The organism is Actinomadura spongiicola, assembly GCF_003432485.1.
Classification (GTDB): Bacteria; Actinomycetota; Actinomycetes; order Streptosporangiales; family Streptosporangiaceae; genus Spirillospora; species Spirillospora spongiicola.
Window position 1 is genome coordinate 117181 of sequence record NZ_QVNQ01000012.1, and the last position, 16338, is coordinate 133518.

At 73.4% G+C, this 16338-nt stretch carries 8 protein-coding genes; 6 read left to right on the forward strand and 2 right to left on the reverse strand.

The features are described 5' to 3' along the window. Positions 1 to 219 precede the first annotated feature (219 nt). Both D0T12_RS30795 and D0T12_RS30800 read right to left on the reverse strand, forming a co-directional pair. On the reverse strand, positions 220 to 894 hold the full coding sequence (locus D0T12_RS30795; protein ID WP_117404081.1) for a DUF899 domain-containing protein: 675 nt from the start codon (positions 892 to 894) through the stop codon (positions 220 to 222). Positions 895 to 983: 89 nt separating this feature from the next. Beyond that, entirely contained in the window at positions 984 to 2033 is a 1050-nt protein-coding gene (locus D0T12_RS30800; protein ID WP_117404082.1) for a right-handed parallel beta-helix repeat-containing protein, read from the reverse strand. Positions 2034 to 2269: 236 nt separating this feature from the next. On the opposite strand from D0T12_RS30800, the gene glnII reads away from it, so the two are divergent. The 6 genes from glnII to D0T12_RS30830 all read left to right on the forward strand — a co-directional run bounded on the left by glnII (position 2270) and on the right by D0T12_RS30830 (position 16336). Continuing rightward, entirely contained in the window at positions 2270 to 3283 is a 1014-nt protein-coding gene (gene glnII, locus D0T12_RS30805) for a glutamine synthetase (protein WP_117404083.1), read from the forward strand. A gap of 106 nt (positions 3284 to 3389) precedes the next feature. Continuing rightward, complete coding sequence (locus D0T12_RS30810) at positions 3390 to 4013, forward strand: hypothetical protein (protein WP_117404085.1); 624 nt, start codon at positions 3390 to 3392, stop codon at positions 4011 to 4013. A gap of 170 nt (positions 4014 to 4183) precedes the next feature. After that, positions 4184 to 10369, forward strand: coding sequence for a type I polyketide synthase (locus tag D0T12_RS30815; RefSeq protein WP_117404087.1), 6186 nt, complete (start codon positions 4184 to 4186; stop codon positions 10367 to 10369). Then, positions 10366 to 14751, forward strand: a complete 4386-nt coding sequence (locus tag D0T12_RS30820; RefSeq protein ID WP_117404088.1) for a beta-ketoacyl synthase N-terminal-like domain-containing protein — start codon at positions 10366 to 10368, stop codon at positions 14749 to 14751. Before D0T12_RS30815 ends, D0T12_RS30820 begins: the two co-directional genes overlap by 4 nt. Further along, positions 14748 to 15068, forward strand: coding sequence for an acyl carrier protein (locus D0T12_RS30825; RefSeq protein WP_199487800.1), 321 nt, complete (start codon positions 14748 to 14750; stop codon positions 15066 to 15068). The genes D0T12_RS30820 and D0T12_RS30825 overlap by 4 nt, the downstream gene beginning before the upstream one ends. After that, positions 15065 to 16336, forward strand: a complete 1272-nt coding sequence (locus D0T12_RS30830) for a glycosyltransferase (RefSeq protein ID WP_117404089.1) — start codon at positions 15065 to 15067, stop codon at positions 16334 to 16336. The genes D0T12_RS30825 and D0T12_RS30830 overlap by 4 nt, the downstream gene beginning before the upstream one ends. Positions 16337 to 16338: the final 2 nt, after the last annotated feature.

Here is a 16338-nt window from a genome sequence, read left to right on the forward strand (position 1 = left end):
TGTGAGCGTTGCGTCGGAGTCGCTTGATCGTCTTATTTTGCAAGGGCAGGTCCTGACGGCGGTCAGGTGGATTATGGGCACCTATGAGTGTGGGCTGGCGGACGCCACGTGCTTTCTCTATGCGCGTTATGACGAGCTGCGTCGGTCGCGGCCCGGGGACTTCGCCAAGAGCCATGAGGAGTACTGGAGGGGCGTCTATACGTGAGGGCCTCCGGGTGTTCAGGCGTAGTGGGCGGCTATTTGTTTGGAGGTCGGCCAGCGGGAGTAGGTGGGGGACTGAGGCCAGCCTTCGGGGGAGTCCTGCCATTCCTCCTGGCGGCCGTAGGGGAGGATGTCTATCAGGGCGAAGGTGTGGGTGAGTTGTTCGGTGCCGCGGCCGTTGGTGTGCCAGGTGCGGTAGACGGTGGTGCCGTCGCGGAGGAAGACGTTGACCGCGAAGCCGCCTCCCGGGGGTGCGCCGACGTCGGTGCCGAAGGGGCTGTTGGCGGTGGAGTACCAGGTCATCTTGTTGCCGACGCGGTGTTTGTAGGCGAGGGCCTCGTCGATGGGGCCCTGGGTGACTATGACGAACCTGGCGTCGTAGGCGTCCAGGAATTCGAGGCGGGTGAACTGGGATGTGAGGCCGGTGCAGCCGGGGCACTGCCAGGTTTTGCCGGGGAACCACATGTGGTTGTAGACGATCAGTTGGGTCTTGTCCTCGAAGATGTCGGCGAGGCTCACGGGGCCCTGCTCGCCCTCCAGGGTGTAGTCGGGCATCTCGACCATGGGGAGTCGGCGGCGTTGGGCGGCGATCGCGTCGAGTTCGCGGGTCGCGGCCTTCTCGCGGGCGCGTAGGTCGTCGAGGTGGCGTTGCCAGGTCTCGGTGTCGACGATGGGTGGGAGTGCTTCGGCCATGGCTCCTCCTTGTGGTTTTGATGTGTAGACCATGGCCGGTCGTGAAACTCATCGGAGGGGCCATGGTCGTCCATGGCCCCTCCGGGCGGTCAGCAGAGGTTGGGCGGGCTGGAGGTTCGGCAGGTGTTGCCCAGGAAGCGGTTGGTCTTGCTGCCGCTTCTGTTGACCAGGTCGTACGGCGCGTTCTCGCGGAGGTCGTTCGCCTTGATCAGGTTGTGCGTGGCCGGACGGCTGCGTGGTGGGACGCCGCGGAAGAGGACGATTCCGCCGGAGTAGGCGAGCTTGCCCCGGTTCTTGTGGACGGTGTTCTTCGCGACCTCGTTGTGGTCACCGCCGAAGAACAGGATCCCGGTGCCGTTGAGCGCGGGAGCCGGGCCGTGCGGCGCGCAGAACTTGTTGTTCTTCGAGACGTTGTTCTTCCAGATCGTGGTGTTGCCCTGCCCGGTTCGCTGGCCGTCGTCGACCAGGGCGATTCCGGTGCAGTTGTCGGTGAACGTGTTGTCGTGGACCTTGATGTGGCGTGCGTGCCGGATCAGGAGGCCGAGCGCGTTGCCGGACGAGTGGTTCCAGGCGACCTCCGTGCCCTGGGCGTTGGCGGTGTCGCCGACGTAGAGGCCGGCGTCGTTCTTGTTCTCGATCGTCCAGTTCCAGACGAACTCGCCGCGGGTGGAGTTGAACTGGGCGATGCCGTATTCGCCGTTCTTCTTGGCCAGGACGGCCAGGACCTTCATGCGGTCGGTGTAGTTGCCGTAGACGCCGGTGTCGCGGAAGCCCTGGACGGTCACCTGCTTGATCACCACCCCCGTGACCGGGTGCTTCGGTCGTCCGACGACGCAGATTCCCATGCCGGGGACCTTGGCCTTGGCGCAGTGGTCGGTGCGGCCGGGACGGATGATGGTGTCGTTGCCCTCGCCGCGGATGGTGAGGGGCTTGCGGACGAGGATGCCGCCGTCGTAGTGACCGGCCTTGAGCCGGAGCGTGTCGCCCGGTCTGGCGCGGTCGACGGCCGACTGGAGCGAGTGGCCCGGCCAGACGATATGGGTCTGTGCGCCGGGATGCGCCTGGCTGGAAGGTGCGATGGCGGCGAGCCCGGCCAGCGCGACGACCGTGCCGAGTGGAGCCGCAATAGTACGCCTCATCCTTTTCCCCCGTTCTGTGTTTTTCGCCGCACGGTGCGGCGGGGAATTCCTCGCTCATTTTGAACCGGGAAGATCATGTATAAGGGATCAGAAAGGTAAAAAGATAAAGTGCGGATGGTGGGTGGCGTCCCGGCGGCGGCTCGCGGGTTTACATGGCGTTCACATACGGGCAACAGGTCCGAAATGCCCGGTTGGCAGGGTGTGTCCTGCCCGAGCAGCGTCTGAAGGGACCCACGTTGAGCTACAAGGCCGAGTACATCTGGATCGACGGCACCGAGCCGACCGCGCGGCTGCGGTCGAAGACGAGGATCCTGGCCGATGGCGCCGATCTGCCGGACTGGGGGTTCGACGGGTCCAGCACCAACCAGGCGCCCGGTGACCACTCCGACTGTGTGCTCAAGCCGGTGTTCACCTGCCCTGACCCGATCCGGGGCGGCGATTCCAAGCTGGTGCTCTGCGAGGTCTACCTGGTGGACGGCACGCCCCACGAGACCAACTCGCGGGCCAAGCTCCGTCCGATCGCCGAACGGTACGAGGCGCAGGACTCCTGGTACGGGATCGAGCAGGAGTACACGTTCTTCAAGGACGGGCGTCCGCTGGGCTTCCCCGAGCGGGGCTACCCCGCCCCGCAGGGGTTCTACTACTGCGGTGTGGGCGCCGACGAGGTGTTCGGGCGTGAGATCGTCGAACGGCACATGGACGCCTGCCTGGCGGCCGGGTTGAAGATCTCCGGTATCAACGCCGAGGTCATGCCGGGGCAGTGGGAGTTCCAGATCGGCCCGGCGGGCCCGGTCGAGGTCGCCGACCACATGTGGGTCGCCCGGTGGCTGCTCTACCGCATCGCCGAGGACCACGACGTGTCCGCCACGCTCGACCCGAAGCCGGTCGAGGGCGACTGGAACGGCGCGGGCGCCCACACGAACTTCTCGACCAAGGCCATGCGCGAGGGGTACGACGCGATCATCACGGCGTGCGAGGCGCTCGCCGAGAAGGCGCAGGAGCATGTCGCGGGGTACGGGGCCGACATCGAGCGGCGGCTGACCGGGATGCACGAGACGGCTCCGTGGAGCGAGTTCAGCTACGGCGTGTCGGACCGTGGCGCCTCGGTGCGGATCCCGTGGCAGGTCGAGGTCGACAAGAAGGGCTACATCGAGGACCGCCGTCCGAACGCCAACGTCGACCCGTATGTGGTGACTCGTTTGATCACCGGTACCTGCTGCGCCGCGTTGGAGAAGGCCGGGCAGATCTGAGGCTCCGCCGGAGAAAGGCGGCCAAACATCTGCAAAATGGTGCGCTTAGGGGAGTTCCTTCGCTCGGCGCCGGGTATCCCCTCCTCGTTCGCACGGGGGAGGGGACATGCCCGATTCGTCATTCGGGCGGTACTCCGGCGGTCTGCACGGCAGGCGCGCCGGCCGCCCGGCGCCACGGCCCTGGGAACGGTCGTTCCGGTGCCCGTCCACGGCGCGTCGGCGCCCCCTGGAGGCTCCGGCTAGACGGTACGAGGACTTCGTCGCGCTGCACGAGGAGATCTCCGCCGGGTCCGATCCGCGGCTGCGGCCGCTGTGGTGGACGGGGATCTCCGCGGCGCTGTGCGGCGGTGTCCTGGCGTTCGCGTCGGTGGCGGCGCTGCGCACGATGGCCGGGGTCGACGTCCCGGTGTTCGCGGGTGGACGCACCGGCGCGGTCCCGGCCGCGACGAGCTACGCCCTGTGCGCGATGGCGGGAACGATCCAGGCGACCGCGTTGATGCACCTTCTCGTGGCGTCGTCGGCGCGGCCCGTCCGGGCGTTCGCGTGGATCGGCGCGATCGCGGTCGTGCTGCTGACGATCCTGCCGCTGGTTCTGGAGGGCCCGTTCGACGCGGCGCTGGCGACGTCCGGCCTCAACCTGGTCGGCGGGACGGCCGTGGTGGCGCTGCTCTCGTTGGTGGTGGTGGGTTCGCGGCCCTTCCCACCCGAGGGTGGGCGCGGACGGTTCTGAGCACGGCGCCCGCGGCCCGCCGGCGTCCCGGGGGTCAAGGGACCTCCAATGTTCCCTGCGGCGGCGGCATCGGCGTGCCCGCGGGTGTGTCGTCCCGGTGATCGCGGTGTCGCCGACCGTAGTGTGGCGCACCGTTGTTGCGAGCCGCACGGGACGTCGGGGGGCAGTGCATGGCGGCGGACGCGGGCGAGTACGGGCGAGGGCCGGACGACGGCCCCCGGACGGAGATCATCGGGGTGACCCCGTTCGGCCGTCCGGCACCCCATCTCGTCGTGGCGGTCGCGCGGGCCGGGGGCGTCGGCGTCCTCGATCTCGGCGCCGACCGCGCGCCGGGCCTCGCCGCGCTCGCGGACGTGCGCCGCTGGTGGACGGGTCCGTTCGGCGTCCGCGTCCCCGCGGGGTGCCGTATCCGGCCGGCGGAACTCCCGGACGCCGTGGACACCGTCCTGGTGGACGCGCCCGCGCTCAGGTCCGACGATTCGCTCGACATCGCCGGGTTCGCTCGCGGTCGCCGTCTTCTGGTGGAGGTCGTCGGCCCCGACGAGGCCGCGGCCGTCCTTCCCGTCGCCCGCGGTCTCACCGATGACGTGGGGCTCATCGCGCGGGGCTCCGAGGCGGGCGGACGCGCCGGTGAGCTGACCGCTTTCGTCCTGTTGCAGAGGCTGGTGGCCGACCCGTCGGTGGACGTACCGGTGTACGCCTCGGGTGGGATCGGGACGCACTCGGCCGCGGCGGCGGTGGTCGGTGGCGCGGCCGGGGTCGTCCTGGACGCGCAGCTCGCGCTCGTCCGGGAGGCCGACACGGCGCCGGGGCCGGAGGATCCGCTGGCGGCGGCGCTCGCCGGGCGCCACAAGACCGCCGGGGGCGTGGTCCAGGCCGTCCGGGACGGGATCGCGGCGCATCTGCGGGCCGCCGTCCGCGTCGAGCCGCTGGCGGCGCGCACCTCGCCGGTGGTCGTTCAGGGGCCGATGGCGCGGGTCAGCGATGGTTCGACGTTCGCGGGCGCGGTCGCGCAGGACGGCGGCCTGCCGTTCCTCGCGCTCGCCCTGATGGACGGCGACACCGTCCGGGCCCTGCTGCGGGAGACCGCCGACCGGCTCGGGGGACGGCCCTGGGGCGTCGGGATCGACGGGTTCGCCCCGCCGGACGTCCGGGCCGAGCAGCTCGCCGCCGTCCACGAGGCCGGGCCGCCGTACGCGTTGATCGCCGGCGGGAGTCCGGCGGAGGCCGAGCCGCTGGAGGCCGCCGGGACCAGCGCGTACCTGTACGCCCCCACACCGGACCTGCTGGAACGATTCCTCGACGGCGGCGCGCGCAGGTTCGTGTTCGCGGGCCGGGAATCCGGTGGCCCGGTCGGGCCGCTGGCGAGCTTTCCGCTGTGGGACGCCCAGGTCGAACGGCTGATGGCGTGCGGTGACGACACGGTCGCCGGGCTGTCGGTGATGTTCGCGGGCGGGATCCACGACGAGCGGTCCGCGGCGATGGTGGCGGCGCAGGCCGGGCCGCTGGCCGAGCGGGGCGCCGACGTCCGCGTCCTGATGGGCACCGCGTACCTGTTCACCTCGGAGGCCGTGGCGGCGGGCGCGATCCTGCCGGGCTTCCAGGACACGGCGCTCGACTGCGCCGGGACGGCCCTGCTGGAGACGTCCCCCGGACACGAGATCCGCTGCGCCATAACCCCCTATGTCGACACGTTCGCCGACACCCGCCGCGAACTGGAACAGGCCGGGACGCCGCGCCCGGAGGTGGGGCGCCGGCTGGAGAAACTGAACCTCGCCCGCCTGCGCCTCGCCGCGAAGGGGCTGCGCCGCTCGACGCCCGTGGCGCCCGCCGTGCAGCGCTCCGAGGGCCTGTACGTGATGGGTCAGGCCGCGGCGCTGCGCTCGGCCACGACCACCGTTGCCGCGCTGCACGAGCAGGTCACGGCGGGCGCGACCGCGTTCCTGGCCGCCCGCGCCGCCGAACTCGGCCTCACGGGGCCGCGTCCCGACCCGGTCGGCGCGGCGCGTCCCGCCGACATCGCGATCATCGGGATCGGGCGCGTGTTCCCCGGCGCCCGCGACGCCGACGGCTACTGGGCGAACATCGTGGGCGGCGCCGACTCGATCATCGAGGTCGCGCGCCACGACGCCGAGGTCCCCCGTGGCCGGCTCACCGGTGGCGAGGCGCCGTCCAGGTGGGGTGGGCCGCTGCCCGACATCGCGTTCGACGCGCTCGCGTACGGGATCCCGCCGGGCGCGGTCGGCGGCATCGACCCGGTCCAGCTCCTGGCGTTGGAGGTCGCCGCCCGCGCGCTGCGCGACGCCGGATACGCCGACCGCCCGTTCGACCGGGCCCGCACCTCCGTGATCTTCGGCGCGGGAGGCGGCGGTGACCTCGGCGCCGCCCACGCCATGCGCGCCGCGCTTCCCGACTACTTCGGCGAAATCCCGGCCGGGTTGGACGAGCAGCTCCCACGTCCGGTGGAGGGCTCGCTTCCGGGGGTGCTCACCGGGGTCATCGCCGGACGGATCGCCGACCGGCTCGGCCTCGGCGGCACCGCCCACACCGTCGACGCGGCCGGCGCGGCGTCGCTCGTCGCCCTCGACACCGCCTGCAAGGACCTGCTCGTGGGCGCCAGTGACATGGCGCTGTGCGGGGGCGCCGACCTGCGCGGCGGCGTCCGGGACCACCTTTACGCGGCGGCGGGCGCGCTGTCGCCGTCCGGCCGCTGCGCCGCGTTCGACGCGTCCGCCGACGGGGTCGCGCTCGGTGAGGGCGTCGCCTGCGTCGTCCTCAAGCGCCTCGCGGACGCCGAACGCGACGGCGACCGGATCTACGCGGTCGTCAAGGCGGTCGCCGCCGCCGGTGACGGGCGCTCCGGCGACCTCGCCGCGCCCAGCGCCGAGGGACAACGCCGCGCGCTGGACCGCGCCTACGAACGCGCGGGCGTCGCACCCGCCTCGGTCGGGCTCGTCGAGGCGCACGCGGCGTGCACGGCGGTCGGCGACCGGACGGAACTGTCGGCCCTGCGCTCCACCTTCGCGGACGCCGCCCCGGGCGGCATCACGCTCGGATCGGTCAAGGCGCAGATCGGGCACACCGGATGCGCCGCCGGGCTCGCCGGACTCGTCAAGACCGCGTACGCGCTGCACACGGGCGTGCTGCCGGGGGCGCCGCATCTCGTCCGTCCCAACGTCGCGTGGGAACCCGGCGGCCCGTTCTCGTTCGGCGGCGCCGCCCGCCCGTGGGCGACGCCGCCCGGCGAACGGTTCGCGGGGGTGAGCGGGTTCGGCGTCGGCGGCGTGCACGTCCACGCCGTCCTGTCCGGATACGACGGCGCGCCCGAACCGGTGTCCGGGCTCGCCGAATGGCCCGCCGAACTGTTCCTGATCCGGGCCGCGGACCGGTCCGCGGCCCGCGCCGAACTCGACCGCCTCTCGGCCCTCCTGCCGGGCGAACCCCGGCTCCGCGACCTCGCGCGAACGGCCGCCGCCGTCGACGGCCCCCTCCAGGTCGCCTTCGTCGCCACCGGCCTGGACGACCTTCGACGGAAACTCGATCTCGCCGGGGAGTTCCGCCCGGCACCGGGCGTGTTCGTCCCGTCCGGCGAACCGGGCCGGGTCGCGTTCCTGTTCCCGGGGCAGGGCTCGCAGCGTCCGAACATGCTCGCCGACCTGTTCATCGCGTTCCCACGGCTCCAGCGCCTGCTCTGCCTTGCGGGCGGACGGTACGCCCCGGCGATGTTCCCGCCCGCCGCGTTCACCCGCGCCGCGACCCGGCGCCACCAGGCGGAGATCAACGACGGCCGGGTCGCGGAGCCGGCCCTCGGCATCGCCGGGCTGGCCGCCCACCGCCTCCTGACCGCCGTCGGCGTCCACCCGGACCTCGCCGCGGGCCACGGGTACGGGGAGCTCGCCGCGCTGTGCGCCGCCGGAGTCTTCGACGACACCGGCATGGTCGAGTTCGGCGCCGTCCGCGCCGAGGCCGCCCTGTCCGCCGGCCTGTCCGCCGGTCTGTCCGCCGGTCTGTCCGCCGCACGGTCCGCCGAGGGGGACGAGCCGGGCGCGATGGCCGCCGTCGCCGCGTCCCTCCCCGACGTCCGCGCGGCGCTGCGCGGCCTCACCGAGGTCGTCGTCGCCGGACACGACGCGCCGCGCCGGGTCGTGATCTCCGGGACGTGCGCGGGCCTCGACCGCGCCCTGCGCGCGCTGTCCGCCGCGGGCGTCGCCGTAGAACGGCTCCCGGTGGCGTGCGCGTTCCACAGCCCGCTCGTCGCCACCGCGTCCGCCGAACTGCGCGCCGATCTTCTGCGCCGCGACCTCCGCTCGCCCGCCTTCCCCGTCTGGGCGAACACGACCGCCGCGCCCTACCCGACCGACCCCGCCGAACTCGCCGCCACCCTCGCCGGTCAGATCGCCGCGCCGATCCGGTTCGCCGAGCAGATCGAGGCGATGTACGAGGCGGGCGCCCGCGTCTTCGTCGAGACGGGCCCCGGACGCGCCCTCACCGGCTTCGTCGGCCAGATCCTCGGCGACCGCCCGCACACCGCCGTGGCCTGCGACGTTCCCGGCGAGAACGGCATCGTTCGCCTCCTGCACACGCTCGCCGAACTCGCCGCCGCCGGTGTCCCCGTCGACCCGCTGCCCCTGTTCGCCGGTCGCGACGCCCGCCCGCTCACCGGCCCCGCCCCGGTGCCCGGGTGGGTGGTCAACGGTCGCCTCGTCCGGACCGCCGACGGCGGATACCCGGCGGGCGCGCTCCGCCCGGCCGAACGCGTTCCCCTCCTCGCCCCGCACCCGTCGGAGGCCGCCGTCCTCGAATACCTGCGCACCGGCCGCGAGATGATCGCGGCCCAGCGCGAGGTGGTGCTCCGGCATCTCGGCGCCGCGCCACCGCCCGCCCGGAAGCCGCGACCCGATCCGGCGGAAGCCTCCGTTCCGGCGCCGCGTCCCGCCCTCCCCGAGACGGCCGCGACGCCCGTGCGGGCCCGTCGGACCGGCCGGAGCGAGCCGACGGCGGTGTCTCCGCGCGAGATGCCGCCCCGAACCCGGGAGAAGCCGCCGCCGGCCTCCGCCCCCAAGCCCGTGGACGTGCGGGTGCGGCCGCGTACCGGTGTCGTCCGGCAGGTTCTGCGGGTCGTGGAACTGGACGCGCTGCCGACGCCCCCGGAGTCGGGGACGATGTTCGCCGGACGCCACTTCCAGATCGTGGACGACGAATGCGGCGTCGCACCCGAACTCGCCACGATGCTCGAACGGCTCGGAGCACGGACACGGACCTCACGCGACGTCGACGTCGACGTCGACGGAGACGGGGACGGGCTGGTCCAGCTGGCGGCGCTGCGTCCCGCGTCGGCACCGGCGCTGCCCGGCGCGTACGCGGGCATCCGGCAGGCGCTGTCCGGTGGGCTGCGCTGGCTCGCCGTCGCCGGCTGCGCGGGCGGGACGTTCGGACGGCGGCTCGACGGCGGCGGCACCGGAGACCCGGCTCCGGGCGCGGGACTGCCGGGCCTGGCGCGGACGATCGCCCTGGAGTACCCCGACGTTCTGGTGCGGGCCGTGGACGTCGACGTCGAGGCCACCCCGCGTGTGATCGCGCAGCGGATCCTGGCGGAGCTGCTGGACGCCGACGCGCCGGTCGTGGTCGGGCACGAGGGCGGGCTGCGGCGCGGGCTGAGCGTCGTCCCGGTGGAACTGGACGGCGAACCCGAGGCGCCCGTGGGCCCGGACGGTGTCGTGCTGCTCACCGGAGGCGTGGGCGGCCTGTCCGCGCGGATCGCCCTGGAGCTGGCCCGGACGAGCGGCTGCCATATGGAGATCGTGGGGCACGCGCCGGAGCCATCCGGTGACCTGGCGGTGTTGCGGGAACACGCGGCGTCCGTCAGGTACCACACGGTGGACGTGCGTGACCGGCGGGCGGTGCGGAACGTCGTCGACGGCGTCTACGCGCGGCACGGGCGGCTCGACGGCGTGGTGCACGGCGCCGGAATCGTCGACGACCGCCCCATCGCCGACAAGACGCCCGAGGTGTTCGAACAGGTGTACCGGACGAAGGTGGACGGCGCGTGCGCGCTCGTCCAGTCGGTACGACCCGACCTGGGGTTCTTCGTCGTCCTCGGTCGCGCCGCCGGTGTGCGCGGCGATCCCGGTCACAGCGATCACGCCGCGGCGAGCGACGCCTGCGGCACGCTGGCGAACCTGTGGCGGACGCGGCTGCGGGGGAGGGTCCTCGTCGCCGACTGGGACGCGCCCCCCAGTGCCGAGGGGATCGAGCCGGTCGATCGGGACGCGCCGGACGTGGCCGTAACGGCCCTGCTGCGGGAGATCGCGCACGGCGACGAGACACACGTCGTGTTCACCGGGACCGGGCGATGAGCGAGGCGGGGGAGCCGATCGCGATCGTCGGCGCGGGGGCGGTGTTCCCCGGCGCCGGCTCGGCCGCCGAACTGTGGCGCAACGTCTTGTCCGGGTTCGACGCGATCACCGACGTGCCCGCCGGGCGGTGGGATCCCGCGCTGTACTACGACGCCGACGCGTACGGGCGGCCACCGGAAAGCGACCGGTTCTACTGCCGGAGGGGCGGGTTCGTCGACGACCTGGCCACGTTCGACCCGGCGCGGTTCGGGATCGCGCCGGCGGCGGTGCCGGGCATGGAACCCGACCAGCTGCTGGCGCTGCGGGCGGCCGGGGACGCGATCGCGGACGCGGGCGGCGACGAGCGGCTGCCCGACCGGTCGAGGATCGGCGTGGTCATCGGACGCGGCGGCTACCTCACCTCGGGCGTGGCGCGGTTCGACCAGCGGGTCCGGACGTCCCACCAGCTCACCGGGCTCCTCGCCGAACTGGTGCCGGAGCTCGGGGAGCGGCGACTGGACGAGATCCGCCGGGCGTTCTGCGAGCGGATCGGCCCGGACCCCGCCGACGCCTCGATCAGCCTGGTGCCGAGCCTCGCCGCGTCCCGCATCGCCGACCGGTTCGACCTGCGCGGCCCCGCGTACACGCTGGACGGCGCGTGCGCGTCGGCGCTGCTGGCGGTCGAGCACGCCGTGCGGGCACTGCGGAGCGGGCAGGCCGACGCGATGCTCGCCGGGGCCGTCCACCACGCCCATCACGCCACCGTGTGGAGTGTCTTCAGCCAGCTGCGGGCGCTGAGCCCGAGCGAGACGATCCGTCCGTTCGACCGGGCGGCGGACGGGACGCTCCTCGCGGAGGGAACCGGGATCGTCCTGCTCAAGCGGCTGTCCGACGCCGAACGGGCGGGCGACCGCGTGTACGCGGTCGTCCTCGGCGCCGGTTCGTCCAGCGACGGCCGCGCCGCCGGGCCCATGAGCCCGAGCGTGGAAGGGCAGGTCCTCGCCGTCGAGCGCGCCTGGCGCGACGCGGGACTCGACCCGGCCGAGCCCGGCGCGCTCGGTCTGGTCGAGGCGCACGGCACCGGGACACCGGCGGGCGACGCGGCCGAGCTGGCGACCCTGCACCGCGTCTTCGGGGCCGACGGCCCGCCGATCGGGCTCGGCGCCGTCAAGTCGATGATCGGGCACGCGATGACGGCCGCCGGGATCGCCGGGCTGATCAAGGCCGCGTGCGCGGTCCGCGACGGTGTCCTGCCGCCGACGCTGCACGTGGACGACCCGCACCCGGCGCTGGAGAACGGCAGGCTGCGGCCCGTCCGGGAGGCGGCCGAGTGGGAGCGGCACGGCGGTCCGCGACGCGCCGTGGTCAACGCCTTCGGGTTCGGCGGCGCCAACGCGCACGTGATCCTTGAGGAGCCCCCCTCGGGCCGGGTCGCCCGGCGGACGCGACGGTGGACGAAACGGTGGAAACTCGACACACCACGTTCGGACGAGCCAGGTCCCGACGAGCAACGGTCTGACGAGGCCGTACTGCGGCTGGCCGCCCGGACGACCGCAGAACTGGCCGAGGCCCTGACCGCACGCGACGAGGACCTCCTGGCACGCGCGGCGGACGACGTCCCCGACCTGCCGTGCCGCCTCGCGATGGTCGCCCCCACGCCGCGCAGGCTCGACCTCGCGCGGGCGGTCGTCCAGCGCGGCACCGCGTGGCGGGGCCGCAGCGACGTGTGGTTCTCCCCCCGGCCGCTCCTCGCGGAGGGCGGGCGCCTGGCGTTCGTGTTTCCCGGGTTCGAGCCCGCCTTCGACCCCCGCGTGGACGACGTCGCGGAGCGTCTCGGGCTGCCGCGGCCCGCGCTCACCGGCCGCACGGACCTGCTCGGCCACGCCGCCGACGCGATCGCCGTGGGCGGCCTGCTGGCCACGGCCCTCGTCGACCTCGGCGTGGAACCGGACGTCGTCGCGGGGCACGGCCTCGGCGAGTGGACGGCGATGGTCGCCACCGGCGTGTGCGACGCCGACGCGGTCGAGGGGCTCCTCCGGGCCCTCGACGAGGAGGTCCCGGACGACCCCGGCGTCGTGTACGCGGCGCTGGGCTGCGGCGCCGCCAAGGCGCGCGACGCCGTCACGGGACGCTCCGGCGTCTTCGTCAGCCACGACAACGGCCCGCACCAGTCGGTGATCTGCGGTCCGGTGGAGGAGGTCCGCGAGATCCTTGGACGGCTCGCGGCGGAAGGCGTGCTCGGGCGGGAACTGCCGTTCACGTCCGGTCTCCACACGCCGCTGGCCCACGCGCACGAGAAACGGGTGCGGTGTTCGTTGGAGGCGCTGCCCGTCCGTGGGTCGCGTGTGCCGCTGTGGTCGGCGACGACGGTCGCGCCGTTCCCACGGGCCGCCGCCGACGTCCGTGAACTCGTCGTCCGTCACCTCCTCGAACCGGTCCGGTTCAGGGAGCTGATCGACGAGCTGTACAACGCGGCCCATGTGCGGGCGTTCGTGCAGGTCGGGCCGGGGAGTCTCACGGGTTTCGCGGACGACGTCCTCGGTGACCGCGAGCATCTCGCCGTGGCCGTCAACGCGCCGAACCGGGACGGCATGGCCCAGTTGCGCCGCGTCGTCGCGGCGCTGTGGGCGGAGGGGTACGGCGCGGCGCCGTCGCCGCCTCCCGCCACGGGCATGCGGCTCGACCTCGGGACGCCGCTGGTGAGGCTGGACGGCGCCGTGGCGCCCCTGCGCCTGGCGTCCGGGGTGCCGTCGCTTCCGGTGGACGATCCCGTCCTGGCCGAGTTGGAGGCGCTGCTCGACGACGCGGCGAGCGGGGCGCAGTCCGTCCTGGACGCGCTCGGTGACCGCGCGGGACCGTCCGGGCGGTCCGACGACGCGCCCGCCCCGGTTCCGCCCGCCGAGAACGCGCGTGCCGAGGACGTGTGCCCTGGGAACCTGGGCGCGCCCGGCGTGGACGAGCCGTCCGGGGCGGCGGCGCCGACCACGTCGCGGGTGTTCTCGCTGGAGACGATGCCGTACCTGAGCGACCACTGTGTCGTCCCGCAGGCCCCCGGCTGGCCTGACATGTCGGACAGGTTCCCGATCGTTCCGCTGGCCACGCTGCTGGAGGTCCTGGCGGACACCGCACGGGCCCTCCTGCCCGGGACGGTGGTCATCGGGTTCGAGAACGTCCATGCCGCCCGTTGGATCGTGGCCGCCCCTCCGACCACCGCCGCCGTCCGCGCGCATCTCATCGACGAGCGTGACCGTCCCCGCAAGGTGAAGGTCGTCGTCGAGGGTTACGCGGACGGGACGGTTCTCCTCGCCGACCGCTACCCGGCGCCGCCCAGCCCGGACCGCACCCCGTTGACGGTCGAAGGGCCGCCGATCGTCACCGCCGAACGGCTGTACGACGAACGGTGGATGTTCCACGGCCCGCTCTTCCGCGGCATCACCGAGATCACGGCGCTCGCGGAGGACGGCGTCCGAGCCGTCCTGACATCCCTCCCCGCGCCGGGTGCGCTGCTGGACAGTGCCGGGCAACTCTGCGGCCACTGGATCCAGGTGTACGGCGACACGAACCAGACCGTGTTCCCGGTCGGGATCGAGCGGGTCTCCTTGTACGGGCCCCAGCCGTCCCTCGGCGAGCCCGTCGTGACGACCATCTGGAACCAGTCCCTGACCGACACCACCATGCGCTGCTCGGCCGAACTCGTCCACCGGAACGGAACGGTCTGGGCACGGATCGACGGATGGACGACCCACCGCTTTTACACCGACGAGGCCCTCTGGCGGATGAAGTTCACCGCCGAAGTGTCGGGAACGGGCGAACCACAACCGGGCGGCTGGTGCCTGGCCCGTAAACGTTGGGACGGCACCGCGTCACGCGACCTTCTCATGCGGCAGTACCTGTGCGCCGTCGAACGCGCCGAGTACGAGGCACTTCCGCCGTTCGCGCAGGGGCCATGGCTGCTCGGACGCATCGCGGCCAAGGACGCCGTCCGGGACCACCTGTGGCGCAACGGTCACGGGCCCCTGTTCCCGGCCGAACTCACCGTCCATGGGGGGCCGACGGTGACGGGCCCCTTCGACGAACCGCTGACCGTGTCCATCGCCTCGGAGGCGGAACTGGGCGTCGCCCTGGTCAGAACCGGCGACGAACCGGCCGGCATCGGTCTAGCCCGCAACGAGAAGGACGCGCGGGTCCGCGCGGCCGAGCAGGCGGTGCTCCAGTCGATGAACGTCGGATCCCGCCGTGGGGCCGACCGCCCGGAACTGACCGTGACCGTCGCCGACGCGGAACGGCTCCTCATCGCCGCCGACGGCACGGTCACCACGGTGGAGACACGGGAAATCGACGGACACGTCGTGGCCTGGACGGCCACGGACGGCGGCGCAGACATGGAGGAGGCCCGCGCATGAACGACGTTCTCTCCGAGGTCGTCAAGATACTGACCGACGTGGTGGGGGAGGACTTCCCGCCCGACGCGCGGATCGGCCCCGCGACCACGTTCGGCGACGACATCGGGCTGGAGAGCATCGAGTTCGTCGCCCTGGCCGACCGGCTCCGCACCCGCTACGGCGACCATGTCGACTTCCCCGGATTCCTCGCCGACCTCGACCTCGACGAGATCACGAACCTGACGGTCGGGGACGTCGTGGACCACATCACCGAACGGGAACGGGCGCACGTCTCGGCGTCCCGCTCTTCCGCCGCACTCCCGGAAGGCGATCGATGAACGCGCGCCGTGTGCACGTCCCGTCCCTGCTGGACGATCCCGGGATCCGGCGCGCGAGGACGTCGGCGCGGCGGTTCCTGTTCGCCGTCCCACCGCCGACCGGCCCCCTCGCCCCCTCCTCCGACTCGAACACCGGTCTGGGCGGCGACCCGTCCACCGACCCGGTGGTCGCGGTCGCCGCCGAACTCGTCCACCGCGGCCACAAGGTCGCCTGGACGGGACACCGCCCGTCCCTCGAACGGCTGCTGCGCCCCGGTTCCCGCGTGTTCGGGTCCGTCGACGGCGCGTTCGCGGCGCGCCTGCCCGGCCTCCGCGGCGACCGGCTGCGGCTGCGCGGCCTCGCCGCCCTGCGCTTCCACTGGGAGGAGTGGGTCGTGCCGCTCGGGCACGCCATGATGCCGGGCGTGGAGAAGGCGATCGACCGCTTCCGCCCGGACGTGGTGGTCTCCGACCAGTTCGTGCTCGCCGCGCCCGTCGCCGCCCGGCACCGGGAGATCCCCTGGGCCACGTCCGCGACGACGCCGGTGGAGTTCACCCGCCCGCTCGGCCACCTGCCGAAGGTCGAGGAGTGGGTCCGTGAACAAATCGCGGACTTCCAGCTCGCCCACGGCATCGACGACCTGCTCGACCTGCGATTCTCCGACCATCTGGTGCTGGTGTTCTCCTCCGGCGCCCTGGTCGGGGACGTCTCGTTCTTCCCCGACCATTTCGCCTTCGTCGGCCCGGTGCCGGGCCGTGCCGCGCCCCGGGCGTTCCCGTGGGACCGGCTGGACGGCCGCCCCGCCGTGCTCATCACGCTCGGCGCGGCGGACGGCCCGTCCGGCGACCGGTTTCGCGGGGTCGCCGCCGAGGCCGTTCGCGACATGGACGTCCAGGCGATCCTCGTCGCGCCGCCGGGCGCGGTGCCCGACCCGCCGCCGAACGTGCTCGTGCGGGAGGACGTCCCGCGCCTCAAGCTGCTCGAACGCCTCGCGGTCGTGGTGTGCGACGCCGACCACGGCACGGTCTGCGAGTCCCTCTCCCACGGGCTTCCGCTGGTGGTGGCGCCCGTCCGGGACGATCAGCCCGTCATCGCCCGGCGGGTGGAGGCGGCGGGCGCCGGGATCGCCGTCCGGTTCGCCCGCGTCCGCCCGGACGAGATCAGAACCGCGCTCGCCACCGTTCTCGCGGACGGCGCCCACAGGGCCGCCGCCGGACGAGTCCGGGACTCCTTCGCCTCGGCCGGGGGCGTCGCCGAGGCGGCCGACCGCCTGGAGAAGCTCACCTGAGC